This window comes from Mycobacterium mantenii, from assembly GCF_001667865.1.
Classification (GTDB): Bacteria; Actinomycetota; Actinomycetes; order Mycobacteriales; family Mycobacteriaceae; genus Mycobacterium; species Mycobacterium mantenii_A.
The window spans coordinates 123,831-145,426 of the sequence record NZ_LZJP01000083.1 but is presented as its reverse complement, the minus strand read 5'-3'; the positions used below and the strand labels follow the sequence as shown (position 1 = coordinate 145,426).

Genomic DNA, 21,596 nt, shown 5'->3' with positions numbered 1-21,596 from the left:
AGCACATGCCACGCAGCCTGAAGAAGGGCCCGTTCGTCGACGGCCACCTGCTCAAGAAGGTGGACACGCAGAACGAGAAGAACACCAAACAGGTGATCAAGACATGGTCGCGGCGTTCGACGATCATTCCTGACTTCATCGGCCACACCTTCGCCGTCCACGACGGACGCAAGCACGTCCCGGTGTTCGTCACCGAGGCGATGGTCGGCCACAAGCTTGGTGAATTCGCGCCCACCCGCACCTTCAAGGGACACATCAAGGACGACCGGAAGGCCAAACGGCGATGACCACAACGGAATTCCCTTCGGCGGTGGCCAAAGCACGGTTCGTGCGGGTGTCGCCGAGAAAGGCGCGCCGGGTGATCGATCTGGTGCGCGGCCGCTCGGTGGCCGACGCGCTGGACATCTTGCGCTGGGCGCCGCAGGCCGCCAGCGAGCCGGTGGCCAAGGTGATCGCCAGTGCGGCGGCCAACGCGCAGAACAACAACGGGCTGGACCCGGCGACCCTGGTGGTCGCCACCGTCTACGCCGACGAGGGCCCCACCGCCAAGCGCATCCGTCCGCGCGCCCAGGGCCGCGCGTTCCGGATCCGCAAGCGCACCAGCCACATCACGGTCGTGGTGGAAAGCCGCCCGGGTAAGGACCAGGGGTCGGCCAAGTCGACCCGGGCCCGTCGCGCCGAGGCCAGCAAGGCCGCCGCGAAGGCACCCGCCAAGAAAGCGCCGGCCAACAAGGCACCGGCGAAGAAGGCCGGGGCCAAAGCGCCCGCGAAGAAGGCCGCAACGAAAGCCGAAGCCAAGACGTCTGAGACCTCTGACGCGAAGGGAGGCTCAGACTAGTGGGCCAGAAGATCAATCCGCACGGCTTCCGGCTGGGCATCACCACCGACTGGAAGTCACGCTGGTACGCCGACAAGCAGTACGCGGACTACGTCAAGGAAGACGTCGCGATCCGGCGGCTGCTCTCGACCGGCCTGGAGCGGGCCGGGATCGCCGACGTGGAGATCGAGCGCACCCGTGACCGGGTCCGGGTGGACATCCACACCGCGCGTCCCGGCATCGTCATCGGCCGTCGCGGCACCGAGGCCGACCGGATCCGTGCCGACCTGGAGAAGCTGACCGGCAAGCAGGTGCAGCTCAACATCCTCGAGGTCAGAAACCCGGAGTCGCAGGCACAATTGGTGGCCCAGGGCGTCGCCGAGCAGCTGAGCAACCGCGTGGCGTTCCGCCGCGCTATGCGTAAGGCCATCCAGTCGGCGATGCGTCAGCCCAACGTCAAAGGCATCCGGGTGCAGTGCTCCGGCCGTCTCGGTGGTGCCGAGATGAGCCGCTCGGAGTTCTACCGCGAGGGCCGGGTGCCGCTGCACACGCTGCGCGCCGACATCGACTACGGCCTGTACGAAGCCAAGACCACCTTCGGCCGGATCGGCGTGAAGGTCTGGATCTACAAGGGCGACGTCGTCGGCGGCAAGCGCGAATTGGTCGCCGCCGCTCCGGCGGGCGCCGAGCGTTCGCGCCGCGAGCGTCCGTCGGGCACCCGTCCGCGCCGCAGTGGCGCGTCGGGCACCACGGCCACCAGTACCGAAGCCGGCCGCGCGGCCGCGAGCGCCGAAGAGGGCGCAGCAGCCGCCGCGCCCCAGGCCGAACCCGCTGCAGAACCACAAAGCACGGAGAGCTGAATCATGTTGATTCCCCGCAGGGTTAAACACCGCAAGCAGCATCACCCCCGCCAGCGCGGTATCGCCAGTGGCGGCACGGCGGTGAACTTCGGTGACTACGGCATCCAGGCCCTCGAGCACGCCTACGTCACCAACCGGCAGATCGAGTCCGCTCGTATCGCCATCAACCGGCACATCAAGCGTGGCGGCAAGGTGTGGATCAACGTCTTCCCCGACCGTCCGCTGACCAAGAAGCCCGCCGAAACCCGCATGGGTTCGGGTAAGGGCTCGCCCGAGTGGTGGGTGGTCAACGTCAAGCCGGGCCGGGTGCTGTTCGAACTCAGCTACCCCAACGAGCAGACCGCCCGGGCGGCACTGACTCGCGCAATCCACAAGTTGCCGATCAAGGCACGCATCGTGACTCGAGAGGATCAGTTCTGATGGCAGTGGGAATTTCGCCTGGCGAACTGCGTGAGCTCACCGAAGAGGAGCTGGCCGAGCGGCTGCGCGAATCCAAGGAAGAGCTGTTCAATCTGCGTTTCCAGATGGCGACCGGTCAGCTCACCAACAACCGCCGGCTCCGCACGGTGCGTCAGGAGATCGCGCGGGTCTACACCGTGCTCCGCGAACGAGAACTGGGCTTGGCTTCCGGGCCCGACGGTAAGGAATCGTGATGGCAGAAGCCAAGAAGGCTGCCCCCAAGAAGGCCGCCGCAACCGAGGCCGCGTCGAAGGACAAGGGCCCCAAACACACTCCGGCCAACCCGAAGGTGCGTGGACGCCGCAAGGTCCGCATCGGATACGTCGTCAGTGACAAGATGCAGAAGACCATCGTGGTCGAGCTGGAAGACCGGGTGCGTCACCCGCTGTACGGCAAGATCATCCGGACCACCACCAAGGTCAAGGCGCACGACGAGAACAGCACCGCCGGGATCGGCGACCGCGTCTCGCTGATGGAGACCCGCCCGACGTCGGCGACCAAGCGTTGGCGGCTCGTCGAAATTCTGGAAAAGGCGAAGTAAGCCCTTTTAATACCACCACCACGACGCCCGGTCCCGGGTGTAGTCTGCGACGATGGTGGCTGGATCGGGGCAATCCGCGGAGTTCAACGGCAAGATCGAGCTCGACATCCGGGATTCCGAACCGGATTGGGGCCCCTATGCCGCACCGACCGCGCCCCCGAACTCGCCCAACGTCCTGTACCTGGTGTGGGACGACACGGGCATCGCAACCTGGGACTGCTTCGGCGGTTTGGTTGAGATGCCCGCGATGTCGCGCATCGCCGAACGCGGCATCCGGCTCTCGCAGTTTCACACCACCGCGCTGTGCTCGCCGACCAGGGCGTCGTTGCTCACCGGCCGCAACGCCACGACCGTCGGCATGGCCACCATCGAGGAGTTCACCGAGGGGTTCCCCAACGCCAACGGCCGCATCCCGTTTGACACCGGGCTGCTTTCCGAGGCTCTCGCCGAGCGGGGGTATAACACCTACTGCGTGGGCAAGTGGCACCTGACGCCGCTGGAGGAGTCGAACCTCGCGTCGACGAAGCGGCACTGGCCGACCTCGCGCGGCTTCGAACGGTTCTACGGGTTTCTGGGCGGCGAAACCGATCAGTGGTATCCCGACCTCGTGTACGACAACCACCCGGTGAGTCCGCCGGGCACGCCGGAGGACGGCTACCACCTCTCCAAGGACCTCGCCGACAAGACGATCGAATTCATCCGCGACGCGAAAGTGATTGCGCCCGAGAAGCCTTGGTTCTCCTATGTGTGCCCCGGCGCCGGGCACGCGCCGCACCACGTCTTCAAAGAATGGGCCGACAAATATGCCGGCCGCTTCGACATGGGCTACGAGCGCTACCGCGAGGTGGTTCTGGAGCGGCAGAAGTCGCTGGGAATCGTGCCACCCGAGACCGAATTGTCGCCCGTGAACCCGTATCTCGACGTGAAGGGACCGGGCGGTGAGCCGTGGCCGTTGCAGGATACCGTGCGACCCTGGGACTCCCTGGCCGACGAAGAGAAGAAGCTGTTCTCCCGGATGGCCGAGGTGTTCGCCGGTTTCCTGAGCTACACCGACGCCCAGATCGGCCGAATCCTGGACTATCTCGAGGAATCGGGTCAGCTGGACAACACCATCGTCGTGGTGATCTCCGACAACGGTGCCAGCGGTGAGGGCGGCCCGAACGGATCGGTCAACGAGGGCAAGTTCTTCAACGGCTACATCGACACCGTCGAAGAGAGCATGAAGCTGTTCGAACATCTCGGCGGCCCCGAGACCTACAACCATTACCCCATCGGATGGGCGATGGCGTTCAACACGCCCTACAAGCTGTACAAGCGGTACGCCTCGCATGAGGGCGGCATCGCCGACACGGCAATCATCTCGTGGCCCAACGGAATTGCCGCACACGGGGAGGTCCGCGACACCTACGTCAACGTCTGCGACATCACTCCGACCGTCTACGATCTGCTGGGCATGACGCCGCCGGAAACCGTCAAGGGCATCACCCAGAAGCCGCTGGACGGTGTGAGTTTCAAAGCGGCCCTTGCCGATCCGAGCGCCGACACCGGCAAGAGCACCCAGTTCTACACCATGCTGGGTACCCGCGGGATCTGGCACCGGGGCTGGTTCGCCAATACCGTGCATGCGGCGACACCGGCCGGCTGGTCGCATTTCGATGCCGACCGCTGGGAACTGTTCCATATCGAGGCGGACCGCAGCCAGTGCCACGACCTGGCCGCCGAAAACCCGGACAGGCTTGAGGAACTCAAGGCGTTGTGGTTCTCGGAGGCGGCCAAATACAACGGCCTGCCGCTGTCGGATCTCAACATCCTGGAGACCATGACGCGGTCACGGCCGTATCTGGTCAGCGAACGGGACAGCTACATCTACTATCCCGGCTGCGCGGATGTGAGCATCGGTGCCGCCGCCGAAATCCGCGGCCGGTCGTTCTCGGTGCTGGCCGACGTGACCATCGACACCACCGGCGCCGAGGGCGTGTTGTTCAAGCAGGGCGGCGCGCACGGCGGGCATGTTTTGTTCATCCAGGACGGCCGGCTGCACTATGTGTACAACTTCCTCGGCGAGCGCCAGCAGGAGGTCTCCTCGTCCGTCGCCGTGCCCCTGGGCAGGCATCTGTTCGGCGCCAGCTATTCACGCACCGGGACGGTCGAGAACAGTCACACGCCGCTGGGCGACGTCTCGCTCTTCATCGACGACGAGGTCGTCGGCTCACTGGCCGGAGTGACCACCCACCCCGGCACCTTCGGACTGGCGGGAGCCGGTATCACGGTCGGGCACAACGGCGGATCCCGAGTGTCCAGCCGCTACAAGGCGCCCTTCGCGTTCACCGGTGGCACCATCGCCCAGGTCACCGTCGACCTGTCGGGCCGGCCCTACGTGGACGTGGAAACCGAAATCGCGCTTGCCTTTTCGCGGGACTGATCCGGCGGCGGACGCGAGGGTGCCGGCTCGGTCGCCGGCTCAGCAAACCGGTGGCCCCGAAACCGTGTCATCGCTATCCGCTGAAAAGTCGGGCCCGCGCTGCTAGCATCTCGCAGCGTGATGCCCCAATGACCGCCGGGCCGCCGGCGCCGCCCGCGCCGACCGGCGCACGAGGACGGCAAATCGCGATCGCGTTCGGGATCGTCGCCACCCTCATCGTCATCTACGCGCTGTCGCTGATCGCCGTGCATCTGTTGGCCAAATCGGCGCCGCCACTGCCCGCGGTGGACCTGAGCAAGGTCGAGGCCGAAGACAGCGTCGTGCAGGTGCGGCTGGAGAAACTGGACACCGTCGCGAACCGCTTGACGGTCAACGTGCTCGTCTACCCCAAAGACACGTTGTACGACAAGAACTTCGGCGTGCTGACGACCGACGCGGCTGTCCGGCTGTATCCCGACAACGACCTGGGTGACCTGCAATACCCGGTCGGCAAGGCGCCCGCACAGGTGACCACGACCATCGAGGCGCACGGCGATCCCGCGAACTGGCCGTTCGATTCGTACCGGACCGGGGTCATTTCGGCCGATGTGTTCACCGGATCCGGCGCAAACAAGGAGAAGACGGCCGCCCGCGTCGAAGCCACCGGAGGGCTGGACGGGTGGGACACCACCGTCACCCGGGTCCACGACGCGGAAGACACCAACCCGGATCTCAAGGACGACGTGGTCATCACGTTGCACCGGGCCAAGGGGCAGTTGATCTTTGACGTCGGCATCTGCCTGGTCTTGATCTCGCTGCCCGTCCTGGCGTTGTGGGTCGCCATTCCCGTGGCGCTGGGCAGGACGTCCTTCCTGCCGCCGCTCACCACGTGGTACGGCGCAATGCTTTTCGCCATCGTCCCGCTGCGCAACATTTTGCCCGGCAGCCCACCGTACGGCTCCTGGGTCGACCAGGCCATCGTGCTGTGGGTGTTGATCGGGCTGGTCACCGCGTTGACGCTGTTTTTGGTCGGCTGGTGGCGACAACGAGATCGAAAAACGCCCACCAAGAGCTGATCATTCGCGCTCGTCGCGGCGATGGCTCTCTACATGCTCACCTGGTATCGGCAATCCGAATAGGGGCCGGCGTAGCCTGACGGGGTGCTGAGCGAGCTGGTCGACCTGCCGGGCGGGTCATTCCGCATGGGGTCGACCAGCTTCTACCCCGAAGAGGCGCCGATCCACACCGTGACGGTGGGTCCCATTGCGGTGGAACGGCACCCGGTGACCAACGCGCAGTTCGCCGAATTCGTCGCCGCCACCGGCTATGTGACGGTAGCCGAGCAGCCGATCGACCCGGCGCTGTATCCGGGAGCGGATCCCAGCGATTTATGCCCTGGCGCAATGGTTTTCCGGCCGACGGCGGGGCCGGTCGACCTGCGCGACTGGCGGCAATGGTGGCATTGGATGCCGGGGGCGAGCTGGCGCCATCCGTTCGGGCCCGACAGCGATGTCGCGGACCGTGCCGACCATCCGGTGGTGCAGGTGGCCTATCCGGACGCCGCGGCCTACGCGCGCTGGGCGGGGCGGCGGCTGCCGACCGAGGCCGAGTGGGAGTACGCCGCCCGGGCCGGGTCCACGACGACCTACTCATGGGGTGATGAGGCCACGAGCGGTGGCCGGCTGATGGCCAACACCTGGCAGGGCAGCTTCCCGTACCGTAATGACGGGGCGCTCGGCTGGGTGGGGACGTCGCCCGTCGGCACGTTCGCCCCCAACGCATTTGGGCTTGTCGACATGATCGGCAACGTGTGGGAGTGGACGGCTACCGAATTCTCCGCGCACCACCGGCTCGAGGCGCCGCCCAAGTCCTGCTGCACCCCGTCGGGTCCCGCCGACCCGTCCGTCAACCAGACGTTGAAGGGCGGCAGCCACCTGTGCGCGCCGGAGTACTGCCACCGCTACCGTCCGGCGGCCCGGTCACCGCAATCTCAGGACTCCGCGACGACGCACATCGGGTTTCGCTGCGTGGCGGATCTGCCATCGGGCTAGCAAATTCGACGTGATGAATCGTCCGATTGCACTCGGGCGCTGCCGGCCGCTGACGTTGCTTCCGCATGGCCGGTAGGTCCGTACTTGTCGGACCCCGGTGGCATGATCGAACGTATGTTCGAGTGGTGGTATGCGTCGCGTCCGTCGCCGGAGTCGTCGGCGTTGCTGGATCGGGTGCGCGAGGCCGGGCGTGCCGAGGCGCGCGCGGCCGCAGACCGGTTGGTAGCAGCCGGGGAGTTGCTGGTGTTGTGCTGTCGGCAGTCCGGGGAGTGCGCGGACTGGTCGGCCGATGCCTGGGAGGTGGTGGCCGCGCAGCTGGGGGCGGCGTTGGGGTGCAGCGTCGCGATGGGGCATAGCTACTTGCGGTATGCGATGGCGATGCGCGATCGGGTGCCGCGGGTGGGTGAGGTGTTTGCGGCCGGCCGCATCGATTATCGGGCGTTTCAGACGATCGTGTTTCGCACCGATCTGATCGATGACCCCGCGGTGCTGGCGAAGGTGGACGCGCAGTTGGCGGCGCTGTTGTCGCGGCGCCCCTCGCTGACCCGCGGTGGGCTGGCCGCCGCGGTGGACCGGGTGGTGGCCGCCCTGGACGCCGATGCGGTGCGCCGCGCCCGCGACGCGGTCGCTGATCGCTACCTCGATGTGCTCGCCAATGAGTCCGGGATGGCGTACGTGACCGGCAGCCTGTTGGGCACCGACGGCCTGGCCCTGGATCGCCGGCTTGATGAGGTGGCCGCCACGGTGTGCGGCGCCGATCCGCGTACCGCCAAGCAGCGCCGCGCGGATGCGTTGGGAGTGTTGGCCGCCGGCGGTGCGCGGCTGGTGTGCCGGTGCGGGCGCGCGGATTGCGCCGCGGCGGCACCGGCGCCCAAGAGCAACGTAATGATCCACGTGGTCGCCGAGCAGGCCAGTGTTGAAGGCCGCGGCCCCGCCCCGGCGGTGGTGTCCGGGGTGGAGGGCCTCTTGCCGGCCGAGGTGCTCACCGAGCTGGCCGCCTCGGCGCGCCTGGTGCCGCTGCGCCCACCGGCAGCCGCTGAACCCCGGTATGCCCCCTCGGCTGCGTTGGCTGATTTTGTGCGATGCCGGGATTTGACCTGCCGGGCCCCGGGGTGTGAGCGCCCGGCCAGCGCCTGCGACCTCGACCACACCATCCCCTACGCCGACGGCGGGCCCACGCATGCGTCGAACCTCAAGGCGCTGTGTCGTGGTCATCACCTGATGAAGACGTTTTGGGGCTGGCGCGATCACCAGCTGCCCGACGGCACGGTCATCTGGACCCTGCCCGACGGGCACACCTACGTGACCACCCCGGGCAGCGCGCTGCTGTTCCCCAGCCTGTGCGCCCCGACCGGTGACCCGCCCCCACCCGCCGGACCGACACCCGACCGGTGCGCCGAGCGCACCGCCATGATGCCCCTGCGCACCCGCACCCGCGCCAAAAACCGGGCCGCGCGAATTGCGGTCGAGCGCAAGCACAATCGCGAGGCCCGCGCAGCCCGACGGGAAGAGTGCGCGAGCTACGCCGGTCCCGCCCCGCCGGCCGACGGCGACGATGATCCGCCGCCTTTCTAGACGGCGAACAGCCGCCAGTCGCCGGGCACACCCTTGAGCTGGTGCGCGCCGCGCTCCTCGAAGTCGAGGCCCGATCCGATCACCAGGTCGCGCAGCGTGCTGGACACCAACACCTCACTCGGCCCCGCCAGTGCGCTCACCCGCGCGCCGATGTGCACGGCGATGCCGCCGATGTCATCGCCGCGGATTTCGCATTCGCCGGTGTGCAACCCGGCCCGCACCTCGATACCGAGTGCTAGCACGGCGTCGCGGATCGCCATGGCGCAGCGGATCGCCCGCTGCGGGCCGTCGAACATCGCCAGGAAACCGTCGCCCGAGGTGTTCACCTCGCGGCCCCGGAAGCGAGCGAGTTGCACGCGCACGATCGCGTCGTGCGCATCGAGTAACGCGTGCCAGTCCCGGTCGCCCATTTCCGCGGCGCGGCGCGTGGAGTCCACGATGTCGGTGAACAGCACTGTGGCCAGAACCCGATCATCGGCGACGTCGGCCTGCTCGCCGGTGAGAAACTCGGCAATCTCCTGAAATGATGCGCGCCAGTCCGGTTCGAAGAAATGGATGAGGTTGCGTCCTGGAAGCTCAACGTATTTCGCGCCCAGTATGCGATCCGCAAGAGCCTTGCCCCACTCGGGCGGGATCAACAAGTCGTCAGCATGCTGGATGACAAGGGTGGGCACGCGGATTGAGGGAAGCAACGCCCGCACGTCCATTTCGGCCACCAGAGGCAGCATCAAGGCGACCGTCCCTGGGCTGGCCGCCCCCCGCTCCCAGCGTGCCAGCGATGCCCGGATCTCCTCGTTCCACGGCATGTCCGGATTCAATACGCGTTGGTATTCACCCGTTCCCCACATGGCGACCGTGGCCGCAGTCATCTGTTCGGATGTGGGTCCCTCGTCGGTACGCTCCGCCAGCGGATTCGGGTAGCCCTCCAGCGCGACGAGCGCAGTGGTGCGGGACGGATATGTTGCTGCAAAAAGGGCCGCTGGTGGCACCGCACCGACGATCGCGAGGAGGACCGCTTCTCGGCTACCCAGATCGTCGAGCACCGCGGTGATGCTGTCGGCCCATTGCTCCAGGGTCGGCATCGCGCCCGGCGTGACGGGATCGGATGACCCGGTGCCCGGCTGGTCGAACAAGATGAGCCGACCCAGCGATGTCATCGCCTCGACCCACCCTTTAAGCGACGGCAGCTCCGGAAGAACCTCACAATTTGTGAACCAGTTGGCGACGAGCACGATGTCACGCTCACCCTCAGGTGATGCCCGATAGGCGACGCGCAAGTTCCCGTTGCGGGCATAGCGCGTCTCCGAGAACATTGCGGAAGTGTAGTTCCCGAAGGAGGGCGTCTCCAGGCGTTTCCGCTGTTCAAGAGCGTTCCGCTGACGTGATCCCCGGAGATTCGGTGCCACCATATGATGACGACCCGGCCGATCTCGATCGCCCGTGCGCAGAATTTGGCTCTGAGCTGGTCGTCCCCTAGACTCTAGGGGTTGCCTTGGGCAGACCTCGGCCGGTGTGAATCGGCCCCGCGTGCCCTTCGGTGACAAAGACCGCGCACGTCAGGTTTTTGGTGGGTCATGCCCGCCGAATGCCCACCCCGGTGGGTTCTCCTGCCGTGCACACGCAACCAGGTCAGGAGATCGAGTGATTCAGCAGGAATCGCGACTGAAGGTCGCCGACAACACCGGCGCCAAGGAGATCTTGTGCATCCGTGTGCTCGGCGGTTCGTCGCGACGCTACGCCGGCATCGGTGATGTCATCGTCGCCACCGTCAAGGACGCCATCCCCGGCGGCAACGTCAAGCGTGGGGATGTCGTCAAGGCCGTCGTGGTGCGCACGGTCAAGGAGCGCCGCCGTCCTGACGGCAGCTACATCAAGTTCGACGAGAACGCCGCGGTGATCATCAAGCCCGACAACGACCCGCGCGGGACGCGCATCTTCGGGCCGGTTGGTCGCGAACTGCGCGAGAAGCGGTTCATGAAGATCATCTCGCTTGCCCCGGAGGTTTTGTAAATGAAGGTCCGCAAAGGCGACACCGTCCTGGTCATCGCCGGCAAGGACAAGGGCGCCAAAGGCAAGGTGCTGCAGGCTTACCCGGAACGCGACCGAGTGCTGGTCGAGGGCGTCAACCGGATCAAGAAGCACACCGCGATTTCGACCAACCAGCGCGGAGCGCAGTCGGGCGGCATCGTCACCCAGGAAGCCCCCATCCACGTCTCCAACGTGATGGTCGTCGGCTCGGACGGTAAGCCCGCCCGCGTCGGTTACCGGCTCGACGAGGAGACCGGCAAGCGGGTCCGTATCTCCAAGCGCAACGGCAAGGACATCTAGCATGACCACAGCAGAGGCTAAAGAGAAAGCTCAGCCGCGCCTGAAAGAGCGCTACCGCAGCGAGATTCGCGATTCGTTGCAGCAGCAGTTCGGCTACGCCAACGTCATGCAGATCCCGACGGTGACCAAGGTCGTCGTCAACATGGGTGTCGGGGACGCGGCGCGGGACGCGAAGTTGATCAACGGCGCTGTCACCGACTTGGCGGCGATCACCGGGCAGCGGCCCGAAATCCGCCGCGCACGCAAGTCCATCGCGCAGTTCAAGCTGCGTGAGGGCATGCCGATCGGCGCGCGGGTCACCCTGCGCGGGGACCGGATGTGGGAGTTCCTGGACCGTCTCACCTCGATCGCGCTGCCCCGTATCCGCGACTTCCGCGGGCTTTCGCCCAAGCAGTTCGACGGTGTCGGCAACTACACCTTCGGCCTGGCCGAGCAGTCGGTGTTCCACGAGATCGACGTGGACAAGATCGACCGGGTCCGCGGCATGGACATCAACGTCGTCACCTCGGCGACGACTGACGACGAAGGACGAGCGCTGTTGCGGGCCCTCGGCTTTCCCTTCAAGGAGAACTGAGTAGATGGCAAAGAAGGCACTGGTCAACAAGGCCGCACGCAAGCCGAAGTTCGCGGTGCGCGGCTACACGCGTTGTAACAAGTGCGGCCGCCCCCGCGCGGTCTTCCGCAAATTCGGCCTGTGCCGGATCTGCCTGCGCGAGATGGCGCACGCGGGCGAACTGCCCGGCGTGCAGAAGAGCAGCTGGTAACAGCCCCAACCCCTAAGACCAACCCAGAACAGGTGCGCGACAGGCCCGGACCGGGAACCATCGCGAGGAAGGTACCAACGCTGTCATGACGATGACGGACCCGATCGCAGACTTCTTGACGCGTCTGCGCAACGCCAATTCGGCGTATCACGACGAGGTGACGTTGCCGCACTCGAAGCTGAAGGCAAACATCGCCCAGATCCTCAAGAGCGAGGGCTACATCAGCGATTTCCGGACCGAGGATGCTCGGGTCGGCAAGTCGCTGATCGTTCAGCTCAAGTACGGGCCGAGCCGGGAGCGAAGCATCGCCGGCCTGCGCCGCGTGTCCAAGCCCGGTCTGCGGGTGTACGCGAAATCCACCAATCTGCCGCGCGTGCTCGGTGGCCTGGGTGTGGCGATCATCTCCACTTCCTCGGGTCTGCTGACCGACCGCCAGGCAGCCCGACAGGGCGTGGGCGGCGAAGTCCTCGCGTACGTCTGGTAAGGGCGGGGAGGTAACGAAAGACTATGTCTCGCATTGGTAAGCAGCCGGTTCCGGTCCCGTCCGGAGTCGACGTGACGATCGACGGCCAGAACGTGTCGGTGAAGGGGCCCAAGGGCGTCCTGGACCTGACGGTGGCCGAGCCGATCACCGTGTCGCGCAACGACGATGGCGCGATCGTGGTCGCCCGTCCCAACGACGAGCGGCGCAACCGCTCGTTGCACGGACTGTCGCGCACCCTGGTGTCCAACCTGGTCACCGGCGTGACCGAGGGGTACACCGTCAAGATGGAGATCTTCGGCGTCGGTTACCGGGTGCAGCTCAAGGGATCCAACCTCGAGTTCGCGCTGGGCTACAGCCACCCCGTGGTGATCGAGGCTCCGGACGGCATCACGTTCGCCGTCCAGTCGCCGACGAAGTTTTCCGTCACCGGGATCGACAAGCAGAAGGTCGGCCAGATCTCGGCGAACATCCGCCGCCTGCGCCGCCCCGACCCCTACAAGGGCAAGGGCGTGCGCTACGAGGGTGAGCAGATCCGCCGCAAGGTCGGAAAGACAGGTAAGTAATCATGGCGCAAACACAAGCTGGCACCGCCGCGCGAAAGCCGGTGGGGCAGAGCGTATCCGCGACTCGACGCGTCTCCCGGCTGCGCAGGCACGCCCGGCTGCGCAAGAAGATCGCCGGTACCCCGGAGCGTCCGCGGCTGGTGATCAACCGGTCCGCGCGACACATTCACGTGCAACTGGTCAACGACGAGACCGGGACCACGGTGGCCGCCGCGTCCTCGATCGAGGACGACGTGCGCAGCCTGCAGGGAGACAAGAAAGCCCGCAGCGTGCGGGTGGGCCAGCTGATCGCCGAGCGCGCCAAGGCCGCCGGCATCGACAGCGTGGTCTTCGACCGTGGCGGATACACCTACGGCGGACGGATCGCGGCGCTGGCCGATGCCGCACGCGAGAACGGATTGCAATTCTGATGACTGAGAACTTGAACACGACTGGAAGGACCGCATAATGGCGGAGCAGCCGACCGGCGGACATGGCGCCGGCGACAGCCGCGACTCGCGCGGTGACCGCGACAACCGCGGTCGGCGCGGCGACGGCGGTCGTGGTGGCCGCGACCGCGACGGCGACAAGAGCAACTACCTGGAGCGGGTTGTCGCGATCAACCGTGTCTCCAAGGTGGTCAAGGGTGGACGGCGATTCAGCTTCACCGCGCTGGTGATTGTCGGTGACGGCAACGGCATGGTCGGTGTCGGCTACGGCAAGGCCAAGGAAGTTCCCGCGGCCATCGCCAAGGGCGTCGAGGAGGCCCGCAAGGGCTTCTTCCGGGTGCCGCTGATCCGCGGGACCGTCACCCACCCGGTGCAGGGTGAGGCGGCCGCCGGCGTGGTGCTGCTGCGTCCGGCCAGCCCGGGTACCGGTGTGATCGCCGGTGGCGCCGCCCGTGCGGTGCTGGAATGCGCTGGCGTGCACGACATCCTGGCCAAGTCACTGGGTAGCGACAACGCGATCAACGTGGTGCACGCGACGGTCGCCGCGCTCAAGCTGCTGCAGCGCCCCGAGGAGGTGGCCGCCCGCCGTGGCCTGCCCATCGAGGACGTTGCGCCGGCCGGAATGCTCAAGGCGCGCCGCGAAAGTGACGCGATGGCCAGTGCTGCGGCACGCGAGGCCCAGACCTCGGGGGCGCAGCCATGAGCAGTCAACTGAAGATCACCCAGGTGCGCAGCACCATCGGGGCCCGCTGGAAGCAGCGCGAGTCCCTGCGCACCCTGGGCCTGCGAAAGATTCGCCAATCAGTGGTCCGCGAGGACAACGCGCAGACCCGCGGGCTGATCGCGGTGGTCAGCCACCTCGTCGAGGTGGAGCCGGCCGAAGCGACGGCCGCGGGTTCCGGAGGTAGCAAGAAATGACGATCAAGCTGCACGATCTCAAGCCGGCGCGCGGGTCGAAGACCGCGCGCACCCGGGTCGGCCGCGGTGAGGGCTCCAAGGGCAAGACCGCCGGTCGCGGTACCAAGGGCACCAAGGCGCGCAAGAACGTGCCGGCGACCTTCGAGGGTGGCCAGATGCCGATCCACATGCGGCTGCCCAAGCTCAAGGGCTTCCGCAACCGGTTCCGCACCGAGTACGAGATCGTCAACGTGGGTGACCTCAATCGGCTCTTCCCGCAGGGCGGTTCGATCGGCGTGGACGAGTTGGTGGCCAAGGGTGCGGTTCGCCGCAACTCGTTGGTCAAGGTCCTCGGCGACGGCAAGCTGACGGTCAAGGTCGAGGTGTCCGCGCACAAGTTCAGCGGCAGCGCACGCGAGAAGATCACCGCCGCAGGCGGTTCGGCGACCGAGCTGTCCTAGCTAGCTCAGCTGCGGAATCACTTCTGCGGCAAGGCGTTCCATCTGCTCGCGGTTCTCGCGGGCATCGGTGCCGACGGGGTTCAGTAGCACCATCTGCGCCCCGGCGTCGATGACCTCGCGCAGCCCGCGCACCACGTCGTCGGGTGTGCCGGAGACCGGCACGTCCTGCACACCGGGCATCCGCCCGTAGATGCGGTCCAGCCCGGCGAGCACACGTTCACGGGCCTTGGCGGCGTCGTCGTCGACCATCAAATAGACCCGTTTGCCGATGGTGAAGCCGGCGGGGTCCTTGTGTTGCTCGTCGAGTTCGCGGCGCACGACGGTCACGGCGCCGGCGAACGCTTCGGTGGTCGACGAGCCGGCGCCCAGGAATGAGTCACCGTGGCGCACCGCGCGGGCCAACGCCTTGGGCGCGAGGCCGCCGAACCAGATCGGCGGGTGCGGTCGCTGCACCGGCTTGGGCGCCATCGGCAGGTCGTCGACGTCGCGGAACCGGCCGTGAAACGTCACCCTCGGCTCGTCGGACCAGGCGGCCTTCATCAGCTCCAGCCCCTCGGTGAAATACGAGATGAAGGTGTCCTTGTCGACGCCGAAGGCGGCGAACTTCCGCCTGCCGCCGCCGGGTGCGACGCCGATGTCCAGCCGGCCGTGGCTGAGTCGGTCGACGGCGGTGGCGGCCGAGGCCAACTGCAGCGGGTCGTGCAGCGAGGTCACCAGGACGCCGACGCCCAGGCGCAGCCGCTCGGTGCAGGCGGCGCAATACGCCAGCAATTCCAGCGGCGCCAGCAACGGTGCGGGCCCGATGATCTGTTCGAGCAGCCAGCCGCCCTCGAACCCGAGCTCCTCGGCGCGCGCGAGGAAAGCGCGCAGCCCCGCCCCGTCGAAACCGTCGTAGTCGAACTGCGGGATTGCGATGGAGAACCTCACCCGACCACCGTACGGGCGTCCCTCTGTAGTCTGCAGACATGTTCGCTTTCCTGCCTTCGATCCCCGGCTTGTCAAAAGGGGCGGACGAGGTTCGGGCCCTGGCCGGCCGGGTCGATACCGCCCGCCATCACGGCGTGCCCAACGGCTGTGTGCTCGAGCTGGACCTGCGCTCGATGCCGCCGGAGACGACGGGCTTCGACCCGCTGGCCCTCATCAGCGGGGGCCGGCCGGTAGCGCTGCGCGACATGGTGGCCGCGATCTACCGGGCGGCCGAGGATCCGCGGGTCGCCGGGCTGATTGCCCGGGTGCAGCTCACCGCATCGCCGGCGGCCGCGGTGCAGGAGTTGCGCGAGGCCATCGTCGCGTTCACCGCCGCCAAGCCGTCCCTGGCCTGGGCCGAGACCTACCCGGGCACGTTGTCGTACTGCCTGGCTTCGGCGTTCGGCGAGGTCTGGATGCAGCCCGCCGGAAGCGTCGGGCTGATCGGCTTCGCCAGCAACGAGACCTTCCTGCGCGACGCGTTCGACAAGGCCGGAATCGAAGCGCAATTCGTTGCGCGCGGCGAATACAAGTCGGCCGCAAACCGTTTCACCGAGCACGGCTTCACCGAGGCCCACCGCGAGGCCGTCACCCGGATGCTGGAGAGCGTGCAGGAGCAGGTGTGGGCAGCGGTCGCGGAATCACGCAAGCTCGATGCCGGCGCGCTGGACGCGCTGGCCGACCGCGCCCCGCTGTTGCGCGAGGAGGCCGTGTCCGCGGGCCTGGTCGACCGGATCGGCTTCCGGGACGAGGCCTACGACCGGATGGCGGAACTGGTTGGGGTGCAAGATGTTTCCGACGAGAACGCACCACCCAGGTTGTACCTGTCGCGCTACGCCGGTGCGGCCCGGTCCCGGCTGTCCCCGCCGGTGCCGTCGGTTCCCGGACGGCGCCCCAAGCCGACGGTGGCCGTCATCAACGTCGACGGCACGATCGTCGACGGGCGTGGCGGACCCCAGTTCCTGCCGTTCGGCGCCTCCACCGTCGGGAGCGACACCATCGCCCCGGCGCTGCGGGAGGCCGCCGCCGACGAGTCGGTGTCCGCGATCGTGCTGCGGGTGAACAGCCCCGGGGGCTCGGTGACCGCATCGGAAACCCTGTGGCGCGAGGTGAAAAGGGCTCGCAAACGCGGCAAGCCGGTGGTGGCGTCGATGGGTGCGGTCGCCGCGTCCGGCGGCTACTACATCGCGGCGGCCGCCGACGCGATCGTGGCCAGCCCCGCGACCATCACCGGTTCGATCGGCGTGCTCACCGGCAAGCTGGTGATCCGGGATCTGTTGGAGCGCCTGGGCGTCGGGCTGGACACCGTGCGCACCAACGCTAATGCCGACGCGTGGTCGATCGAGACGCCGTTCACCCCGGAGCAGCGCGCCCGGCGGGAGGCCGAGGCCGACCTGGTGTACGCCGACTTCCTGGAGCGGGTCGCCGACGGCCGCAACCTGACCACCGAGGCCGTCGATCGGGTCGCCCGGGGCCGGATCTGGACCGGTGCCGACGCCCGCGAGCGGGGCTTGGTCGACGAACTGGGCGGCTTCCGGACCGCGCTGCGCCGGGCGAAAATCCTTGCCGGACTTGACGAGGACGCCGACGTGCGCGTCGTCACGTACCCGGGCGGCTCGTTGCTGGACATGCTGCGCCCGCGGGCCTCCTCGCAACCGGCCGCCGCGTCGGTGCCCGACGCGCTGGGCGCGCTGCTGGGCCGCACCATCGGCGCCATCGTGGACAACGCCGAACGGACCTACAGCGGGGCCAGCGCGTTGTGGCTGGGCTCCTGGCGGTTCTGAGGCTAGCCCGTCAGCTTGGCGCTGATGAAGATGATCTCGCCGAGCGGGTCGTCGTGCTCGGGGGCCGGCGCCTCGATGCCGTTGCGTGCGAAGAGTTCCGTTCGCGTCACGCCCTCGGCCTGCCACCCGATGCTGGACAGATAGTCGACGACGTGGGTGCGTTCGCCGGTGTAGACCAGCGACGCCATGTCGATGTCGACGCCGTGCTCCCGGAATGAACCGGACATCCCGCGGACCCGTTCGGCGTCGAAATCCACGATGCCGGGCACGAATTCGGTGGCGATGGTGCTGCCGGGCGCACTGAGCGCGGTGATGTTGTCGAACAGTCGGTCCTGGGCCTCCGGCGGCAGGTAGATCAACAGGCCCTCGGCCAGCCAGGCCGTCGGCGCCGCGGTATCGAAACCCGCAGCCTTGAGCGCGGTGGGCCAGTCCGCCCGCAGATCGATGGGAATGGTGCGCCGGGCCGCGGTCGGCTCGGCGCCGACGCCGGCCAGCGTGCTGCTCTTGAACTCGATCACCCGCGGCTGGTCGATCTCGTAGACCACGGTGCCGGCCGGCCAGGGCAACCGGTAGGCGCGCGAGTCCAGCCCGGACGCCAAGATCACCACCTGACGCACCCCGCCACCGGTCGCGTCGACGAAGTAGTCGTCGAAGTATTTGGTGCGCACCGCCATTCCGTCGACCATCGACTGCATACGCACCGGGGTGGCGTTCTCGATGGCGTCCAGATCGAGGTCGCCGTCCATCATCTTGGTGAAGAAATCCACCCCGACCGCGCGCACCAGCGGCTCGGCGAACGGATCGTTGATCAAACGGCGGGGATCCCGGGTCGCCATCGCGCGCCCCGCCGCGACCATGGTCGCGGTCGCGCCGACGCTGGACGCCAGATCCCATTCATCGTCGTGAGTGCGTGACATGGTCTCAAACCCTAACCCGAGCGTTACTTGAGGACGGCGGCGACGTAACTCATCTCACCGAAGGTGGCCGCCATCTCGTCCTCCGGAAACTCGAAGCCGTTGCGCGCGTAGAGTTCCCTGACGGGATGGGCAGTCACCTGCCAACCGTGGTCGGTCAGGTAGTCGACGACGACACTGCGGTCGCCCTGATAAAACAGGTCCGCCGCGTCGAGATTGAAACCGGCGCGCCGCCACCGCTCGCTGATGCGTTGCAGTCGGTCCTCGGTGAATGCGTTCGGGTCGGGCACGTGCTCGGTGGCCAGCCGGCTTCCCGGCGCGCTCAGCGAGGCGATGTTGTCGAACAAACGATCCTGGGCCTCGGGGGGCAGGTAGGGTAACAACCCCTCGGCGCTCCACGCGGTCGGCTGCGTGGTGTCGAATCCGCTCTCCCGCAGCGCCGCAGGCCAGTCCTCGCGCAGATCGATTGCGACTGTCCGGCGCTCGGCGGTCGGCGCGGCGCCGAGATCGGCCAGGGTGTTGGTCTTGAATTCGATGACCTGCGGCTGGTCGATCTCGTAGACCACCGTCCCGGCCGGCCACTGCAATCGATATGCTCGGGTGTCGAGGCCGGAAGCGAGGATAACCGCCTGTCGCACACCGTCTTTCGTGGCGCCCACAAAGAAGTCATCGAAGAACCTGGTCCGCACGGCCATCTGCTCGGTCCGGGTCTTGCGGTTCAGCAGTGGGTCATCGTCGAAATCGACTTCCCCGTCGAGTATGCGAACGAAGGGGGCCAGTCCCACCGCGCGGACCAGGGGGTCGGCGAATGGATCGTCGAGTAGCGGGTTCGGTCCCTGGGACGCAACCGCGCGGGACGCGGCGACCATGGTGGCCGTCGCGCCCACGCTGGACGCCAAATCCCAACTGTCGCCCTCGGTTCTGCCCGTGTCAGTGGTCATCGGGGTCAGCTCCTATTTCTCGGTCAGGGTGCCGCTGGTGTAGAGCATCTCGCCCATGCGCATGTCGTCGTCGGTGAGCGGGTCGATTCCGTTGGCCGCGAACAGCTCCCGGATGCTGACGCTGTTCAGCCGCCAACCTCGGGCGGCCAGGTAGGGAGCCGCCTCGTTGCGATCGCCCAGGTAGACCAGGCCCGCCATGTCCAGCTCGAAACCGTGCGTGCGCCAGCGCTCGGAGAGCGTCTGCATGCGCTCCTTCATCTTCTCCTCGTCGCCGGGCTCGGGGTTGGGCGCGCTTTCGGTGGCGAGCCGGCTGCCCGGCGCGCTGAGCTCGGTGATGGTGTCCAGCAGGCGATCCTGCGCGTCGGGCGGCAGGTAGCCGAGCAGGCCCTCGGCGCTCCACGCGGTCGGCTGGGCCGGGTCGAACCCGGCGGCGCGCAGCGCGGAGGGCCAGTCCTCGCGCAGATCGACGGCCACCACCCGGCGCTCGGCGGTGGGGGCGGCGCCCAGGTCGGCCAGCGAGCGGGTCTTGAATTCGATGACCTGCGGCTGGTCCACCTCGTAGACCACCGTCCCGGCCGGCCACGCCAGCCGGTAGGGGCGGGCGTCGAGCCCGGAAGCCAGGATCACGGCCTGCTTGATGCCCGCGTTCGTCGCGTCCAGGAAGAACTCGTCGAAGAACTTGGTGCGGACCGCCATGTTGTCGGCCATCCGCGACATCGCCCCGGCGGACCCCGCGGCGCCGTCGTGCACGTCGTTCAGCTCGGCGGGATCCAGCTCGCCAGTGGCCAGCCGGGACAGCAGGTCCACGCCGACCAGTTTGACCAGCGGCTCGGCGAACGGGTCGTTGATCAGTGGGTTGTCGGCGCGGGTGGCCATGGCACGGGCGGCCGCGACCATGGTCGCGGTCACCCCGACGCTCGACGCCAGGTCCCAGGTGTCGCCTTCGTACCTGGTGGAAGTCATGTATGTGCCCCTATCGGAAGTAGTCAATCTAATATTTAGCCGATATAACAAGCTTCTCCCACTGTACGCTTCCCGCGATTCGCGGCAACCTGTACTGATGGCGTACGCGACGGGCGGTCAGCGGGTGCTCATCGCGCGTGCTTGGTCGGGATGGGGTGCGGCCCGATGAAGGCGCTGGTCTTCGGTGTGCCACCGGAGCCCGTCGAGGTCCCCGATGACGCCGGTCCGCTGACCCGGAACCTGGCCCGCACCCCGACCGCGCTGCGCGAACTGCCGGATCCACAACTGCCGCACCAGGACTGGGTGATCACCCGGCCGCGGCTGACCGGCATCTGCGGGTCGGATTCCAAGCAGATCCTGATGGATTTCGGTGAGGGCGACGGCGACAACGCCATGGCCGCCTTCTGTTCGTTCCCGCAAGTCATGGGCCACGAAGTGGTCGCCGATGTGGTGGCGCTGGGACCCCGGGCGCGCGGACTGCAGGTGGGGGAGCGGGTGGTGCTCAACCCGTGGCTGTCCTGCGGACCGCGAGGCATCCAACCGCCCTGTCCCGCTTGCGAAGCCGGCGACTACAGCCTGTGCTGGGGGTTCACCGACGGCGACCTCAAACCCGGCATCCATACCGGGGTGTCGGCCGACGTGACGGGTGGCTACGCCGAGTTGATGCCCGCCCACGACAGCATGCTGTTCGGTGTGCCGGACTCGATTCCCGACGAGATGGCGGTGTTCGCCGATCCGTTCTCGGTGTCGCTGCACGCGATCACCCGCCACCCGCCGCCCCGCTCGGGCTCCGTGCTGGTGTACGGGGCCGGCTCGCTCGGGTTGTGCGCGGTCGCGATCCTGCGGGCGCTGTATCCCGACGTGGCCGTCGCGGTGGTGGCGCGCTTCGCGGCGCAGGCGGATCTGGCCCGGCGGTTCGGCGCGGCCAGTGTGCTCGCCCACGAACCGCGGGCGGCCCTCATCGAGGAGCTCGTCGCCTGGGGCGGCGGGCGGCTGCACCGGCCGCTGCGGGGTCTGCCGATGGCTCACCCCGGCGCCGTCGACGTCGTCTACGACACCATCGGCAAGCCCGAGACATTCGAAGTCGGGGTCCGGGTGCTGCGTTCGCGGGGGACCTTGGTGAAGGCCGGTGTCCATGCGCCCGGCCGGTGGGAGTGGAGTCCGTTGTATTTCAAGGAGATCGCCCTCGTCGGCTCCAACGCGTTCGGGATCGAGGAGGTCGACGGGCAGCGCAAGCACGCCATCGCCCACTACCTCGACCTGGCCGGCGCTCGGCGAATTGACTTGCGCCCCATGCTCACTCACACGTTCGGCCTCGAGCAGTGGCGCGACGCCTTCGGGGTGCTCGCCGATCAGGCCGAAAGTGGTGCGGTCAAGGTGGCTTTCGACCAGCGCTAGC

The 21,596-nt window shown here is 67.6% G+C and carries 27 protein-coding genes; 22 read left to right on the top strand and 5 right to left on the bottom strand.

Going from position 1 to position 21,596, the window contains the following annotated elements:
* Positions 1 to 5 precede the first annotated feature (5 nt).
* The 10 genes from rpsS to A5688_RS13335 all read left to right on the top strand — a co-directional run bounded on the left by rpsS (position 6) and on the right by A5688_RS13335 (position 8,704).
* Complete coding sequence (rpsS, locus tag A5688_RS13380) at positions 6 to 287, top strand: 30S ribosomal protein S19 (protein ID WP_007773585.1); 282 nt, start codon at positions 6 to 8, stop codon at positions 285 to 287.
* Positions 284 to 838 carry a 50S ribosomal protein L22 gene (gene rplV, locus A5688_RS13375; RefSeq protein WP_067833776.1) on the top strand — a complete coding sequence of 185 codons (555 nt, stop codon included), beginning with the start codon at positions 284 to 286 and terminating at the stop codon, positions 836 to 838. Before rpsS ends, rplV begins: the two co-directional genes overlap by 4 nt.
* Positions 838 to 1,677, top strand: coding sequence for a 30S ribosomal protein S3 (gene rpsC / locus A5688_RS13370; RefSeq protein ID WP_067833779.1), 840 nt, complete (start codon positions 838 to 840; stop codon positions 1,675 to 1,677). The genes rplV and rpsC overlap by 1 nt, the downstream gene beginning before the upstream one ends.
* A gap of 3 nt (positions 1,678 to 1,680) precedes the next feature.
* Positions 1,681 to 2,097 (top strand): 50S ribosomal protein L16, encoded by a 417-nt coding sequence (rplP, locus tag A5688_RS13365; RefSeq protein ID WP_007773582.1) that lies wholly within the window; start codon positions 1,681 to 1,683, stop codon positions 2,095 to 2,097.
* Complete coding sequence (gene rpmC / locus A5688_RS13360; protein ID WP_007773580.1) at positions 2,097 to 2,330, top strand: 50S ribosomal protein L29; 234 nt, start codon at positions 2,097 to 2,099, stop codon at positions 2,328 to 2,330. The genes rplP and rpmC overlap by 1 nt, the downstream gene beginning before the upstream one ends.
* The gene (gene rpsQ, locus A5688_RS13355) at positions 2,330 to 2,677 is read left to right on the top strand and encodes a 30S ribosomal protein S17 (RefSeq protein ID WP_067833783.1); all 348 of its coding nucleotides are present in this window, start codon (positions 2,330 to 2,332) and stop codon (positions 2,675 to 2,677) included. Before rpmC ends, rpsQ begins: the two co-directional genes overlap by 1 nt.
* 52 nt (positions 2,678 to 2,729) lie before the next feature.
* Positions 2,730 to 5,099 carry an arylsulfatase gene (locus tag A5688_RS13350; RefSeq protein WP_067908930.1) on the top strand — a complete coding sequence of 790 codons (2,370 nt, stop codon included), beginning with the start codon at positions 2,730 to 2,732 and terminating at the stop codon, positions 5,097 to 5,099.
* Positions 5,100 to 5,227: 128 nt separating this feature from the next.
* The gene (locus tag A5688_RS13345; protein WP_067908927.1) at positions 5,228 to 6,154 is read left to right on the top strand and encodes a DUF4436 domain-containing protein; all 927 of its coding nucleotides are present in this window, start codon (positions 5,228 to 5,230) and stop codon (positions 6,152 to 6,154) included.
* An 84-nt stretch (positions 6,155 to 6,238) separates the two neighbouring features.
* Entirely contained in the window at positions 6,239 to 7,129 is an 891-nt protein-coding gene (locus A5688_RS13340) for a formylglycine-generating enzyme family protein (protein WP_067833794.1), read from the top strand.
* A 102-nt stretch (positions 7,130 to 7,231) separates the two neighbouring features.
* Positions 7,232 to 8,704 (top strand): HNH endonuclease signature motif containing protein, encoded by a 1,473-nt coding sequence (locus A5688_RS13335; RefSeq protein ID WP_067908924.1) that lies wholly within the window; start codon positions 7,232 to 7,234, stop codon positions 8,702 to 8,704.
* Here A5688_RS13335 and A5688_RS13330 read toward each other — a convergent pair.
* Entirely contained in the window at positions 8,701 to 10,017 is a 1,317-nt protein-coding gene (locus A5688_RS13330) for an adenylate/guanylate cyclase domain-containing protein (protein ID WP_067833800.1), read from the bottom strand. The two genes, A5688_RS13335 and A5688_RS13330, sit on opposite strands and share 4 nt — an antisense overlap.
* 328 nt (positions 10,018 to 10,345) lie before the next feature.
* Between A5688_RS13330 and rplN the strand changes: the two genes are divergently transcribed.
* The 10 genes from rplN (at position 10,346) to rplO (ending at position 14,629) form a co-directional block, all read left to right on the top strand.
* Positions 10,346 to 10,714 carry a 50S ribosomal protein L14 gene (gene rplN, locus A5688_RS13325; RefSeq protein ID WP_003403649.1) on the top strand — a complete coding sequence of 123 codons (369 nt, stop codon included), beginning with the start codon at positions 10,346 to 10,348 and terminating at the stop codon, positions 10,712 to 10,714.
* The gene (gene rplX, locus A5688_RS13320) at positions 10,715 to 11,032 is read left to right on the top strand and encodes a 50S ribosomal protein L24 (RefSeq protein ID WP_067908920.1); all 318 of its coding nucleotides are present in this window, start codon (positions 10,715 to 10,717) and stop codon (positions 11,030 to 11,032) included.
* Position 11,033: 1 nt separating this feature from the next.
* Positions 11,034 to 11,606 carry a 50S ribosomal protein L5 gene (rplE, locus tag A5688_RS13315; RefSeq protein ID WP_067833803.1) on the top strand — a complete coding sequence of 191 codons (573 nt, stop codon included), beginning with the start codon at positions 11,034 to 11,036 and terminating at the stop codon, positions 11,604 to 11,606.
* Positions 11,607 to 11,610: 4 nt separating this feature from the next.
* Positions 11,611 to 11,796 (top strand): type Z 30S ribosomal protein S14, encoded by a 186-nt coding sequence (locus A5688_RS13310; protein WP_003873499.1) that lies wholly within the window; start codon positions 11,611 to 11,613, stop codon positions 11,794 to 11,796.
* An 85-nt stretch (positions 11,797 to 11,881) separates the two neighbouring features.
* Complete coding sequence (rpsH, locus tag A5688_RS13305; protein WP_066869401.1) at positions 11,882 to 12,280, top strand: 30S ribosomal protein S8; 399 nt, start codon at positions 11,882 to 11,884, stop codon at positions 12,278 to 12,280.
* A 23-nt stretch (positions 12,281 to 12,303) separates the two neighbouring features.
* Positions 12,304 to 12,843 (top strand): 50S ribosomal protein L6, encoded by a 540-nt coding sequence (rplF, locus tag A5688_RS13300; protein ID WP_067833806.1) that lies wholly within the window; start codon positions 12,304 to 12,306, stop codon positions 12,841 to 12,843.
* 41 nt (positions 12,844 to 12,884) lie between these two features.
* Positions 12,885 to 13,253: a 50S ribosomal protein L18 gene (gene rplR / locus A5688_RS13295; protein WP_083093559.1), complete on the top strand. Its 369-nt coding sequence runs from the start codon at positions 12,885 to 12,887 to the stop codon at positions 13,251 to 13,253.
* A 37-nt stretch (positions 13,254 to 13,290) separates the two neighbouring features.
* Entirely contained in the window at positions 13,291 to 13,974 is a 684-nt protein-coding gene (gene rpsE, locus A5688_RS13290; protein WP_067833812.1) for a 30S ribosomal protein S5, read from the top strand.
* Complete coding sequence (gene rpmD / locus A5688_RS13285) at positions 13,971 to 14,189, top strand: 50S ribosomal protein L30 (RefSeq protein WP_067833815.1); 219 nt, start codon at positions 13,971 to 13,973, stop codon at positions 14,187 to 14,189. Before rpsE ends, rpmD begins: the two co-directional genes overlap by 4 nt.
* The gene (rplO, locus tag A5688_RS13280; RefSeq protein ID WP_066869416.1) at positions 14,186 to 14,629 is read left to right on the top strand and encodes a 50S ribosomal protein L15; all 444 of its coding nucleotides are present in this window, start codon (positions 14,186 to 14,188) and stop codon (positions 14,627 to 14,629) included. Before rpmD ends, rplO begins: the two co-directional genes overlap by 4 nt.
* Here rplO and A5688_RS13275 read toward each other — a convergent pair whose 3' ends face one another.
* Complete coding sequence (locus tag A5688_RS13275) at positions 14,630 to 15,556, bottom strand: LLM class flavin-dependent oxidoreductase (RefSeq protein WP_067908916.1); 927 nt, start codon at positions 15,554 to 15,556, stop codon at positions 14,630 to 14,632.
* 38 nt (positions 15,557 to 15,594) lie between these two features.
* On the opposite strand from A5688_RS13275, the gene sppA reads away from it, so the two are divergent.
* Complete coding sequence (sppA, locus tag A5688_RS13270; RefSeq protein ID WP_067833820.1) at positions 15,595 to 17,379, top strand: signal peptide peptidase SppA; 1,785 nt, start codon at positions 15,595 to 15,597, stop codon at positions 17,377 to 17,379.
* A 2-nt stretch (positions 17,380 to 17,381) separates the two neighbouring features.
* On the opposite strand, the gene A5688_RS13265 is transcribed toward sppA, so the two are convergent.
* From A5688_RS13265 to A5688_RS13255, 3 genes are read right to left on the bottom strand one after another with little or no spacing between them, the layout of a single operon-like run.
* On the bottom strand, positions 17,382 to 18,296 hold the full coding sequence (locus A5688_RS13265; RefSeq protein WP_067908912.1) for a class I SAM-dependent methyltransferase: 915 nt from the start codon (positions 18,294 to 18,296) through the stop codon (positions 17,382 to 17,384).
* Between the two features lie 23 nt (positions 18,297 to 18,319).
* Positions 18,320 to 19,234 (bottom strand): class I SAM-dependent methyltransferase, encoded by a 915-nt coding sequence (locus tag A5688_RS13260; protein WP_067833825.1) that lies wholly within the window; start codon positions 19,232 to 19,234, stop codon positions 18,320 to 18,322.
* 12 nt (positions 19,235 to 19,246) lie between these two features.
* The gene (locus A5688_RS13255) at positions 19,247 to 20,197 is read right to left on the bottom strand and encodes a class I SAM-dependent methyltransferase (RefSeq protein WP_067908909.1); all 951 of its coding nucleotides are present in this window, start codon (positions 20,195 to 20,197) and stop codon (positions 19,247 to 19,249) included.
* A gap of 165 nt (positions 20,198 to 20,362) precedes the next feature.
* On the opposite strand from A5688_RS13255, the gene A5688_RS13250 reads away from it, so the two are divergent.
* Complete coding sequence (locus A5688_RS13250) at positions 20,363 to 21,595, top strand: zinc-dependent alcohol dehydrogenase (protein WP_067908906.1); 1,233 nt, start codon at positions 20,363 to 20,365, stop codon at positions 21,593 to 21,595.
* Position 21,596 lies beyond the last annotated feature (1 nt).

Bases quoted from the DNA above. Each gene is read 5' to 3' on its own strand.
- rpsS (WP_007773585.1), top strand. From the start codon at position 6: ATGCCACGCAGCCTGAAGAAGGGCCCGTTCGTCGACGGCCACCTGCTC.
- rplV (WP_067833776.1), top strand. From the start codon at position 284: ATGACCACAACGGAATTCCCTTCGGCGGTGGCCAAAGCACGGTTCGTG.
- rplP (WP_007773582.1), top strand. From the start codon at position 1,681: ATGTTGATTCCCCGCAGGGTTAAACACCGCAAGCAGCATCACCCCCGC.
- rpmC (WP_007773580.1), top strand. From the start codon at position 2,097: ATGGCAGTGGGAATTTCGCCTGGCGAACTGCGTGAGCTCACCGAAGAG.
- rpsQ (WP_067833783.1), top strand. From the start codon at position 2,330: ATGGCAGAAGCCAAGAAGGCTGCCCCCAAGAAGGCCGCCGCAACCGAG.
- A5688_RS13350 (WP_067908930.1), top strand. From the start codon at position 2,730: ATGGTGGCTGGATCGGGGCAATCCGCGGAGTTCAACGGCAAGATCGAG.
- A5688_RS13345 (WP_067908927.1), top strand. From the start codon at position 5,228: ATGACCGCCGGGCCGCCGGCGCCGCCCGCGCCGACCGGCGCACGAGGA.
- A5688_RS13335 (WP_067908924.1), top strand. From the start codon at position 7,232: ATGATCGAACGTATGTTCGAGTGGTGGTATGCGTCGCGTCCGTCGCCG.
- A5688_RS13330 (WP_067833800.1), bottom strand. From the start codon at position 10,017: ATGTTCTCGGAGACGCGCTATGCCCGCAACGGGAACTTGCGCGTCGCC.
- rplX (WP_067908920.1), top strand. From the start codon at position 10,715: ATGAAGGTCCGCAAAGGCGACACCGTCCTGGTCATCGCCGGCAAGGAC.
- rplE (WP_067833803.1), top strand. From the start codon at position 11,034: ATGACCACAGCAGAGGCTAAAGAGAAAGCTCAGCCGCGCCTGAAAGAG.
- A5688_RS13310 (WP_003873499.1), top strand. From the start codon at position 11,611: ATGGCAAAGAAGGCACTGGTCAACAAGGCCGCACGCAAGCCGAAGTTC.
- rpsH (WP_066869401.1), top strand. From the start codon at position 11,882: ATGACGATGACGGACCCGATCGCAGACTTCTTGACGCGTCTGCGCAAC.
- rplF (WP_067833806.1), top strand. From the start codon at position 12,304: ATGTCTCGCATTGGTAAGCAGCCGGTTCCGGTCCCGTCCGGAGTCGAC.
- rpsE (WP_067833812.1), top strand. From the start codon at position 13,291: ATGGCGGAGCAGCCGACCGGCGGACATGGCGCCGGCGACAGCCGCGAC.
- rpmD (WP_067833815.1), top strand. From the start codon at position 13,971: ATGAGCAGTCAACTGAAGATCACCCAGGTGCGCAGCACCATCGGGGCC.
- rplO (WP_066869416.1), top strand. From the start codon at position 14,186: ATGACGATCAAGCTGCACGATCTCAAGCCGGCGCGCGGGTCGAAGACC.
- sppA (WP_067833820.1), top strand. From the start codon at position 15,595: ATGTTCGCTTTCCTGCCTTCGATCCCCGGCTTGTCAAAAGGGGCGGAC.
- A5688_RS13265 (WP_067908912.1), bottom strand. From the start codon at position 18,296: ATGTCACGCACTCACGACGATGAATGGGATCTGGCGTCCAGCGTCGGC.
- A5688_RS13260 (WP_067833825.1), bottom strand. From the start codon at position 19,234: ATGACCACTGACACGGGCAGAACCGAGGGCGACAGTTGGGATTTGGCG.
- A5688_RS13255 (WP_067908909.1), bottom strand. From the start codon at position 20,197: ATGACTTCCACCAGGTACGAAGGCGACACCTGGGACCTGGCGTCGAGC.
- A5688_RS13250 (WP_067908906.1), top strand. From the start codon at position 20,363: ATGAAGGCGCTGGTCTTCGGTGTGCCACCGGAGCCCGTCGAGGTCCCC.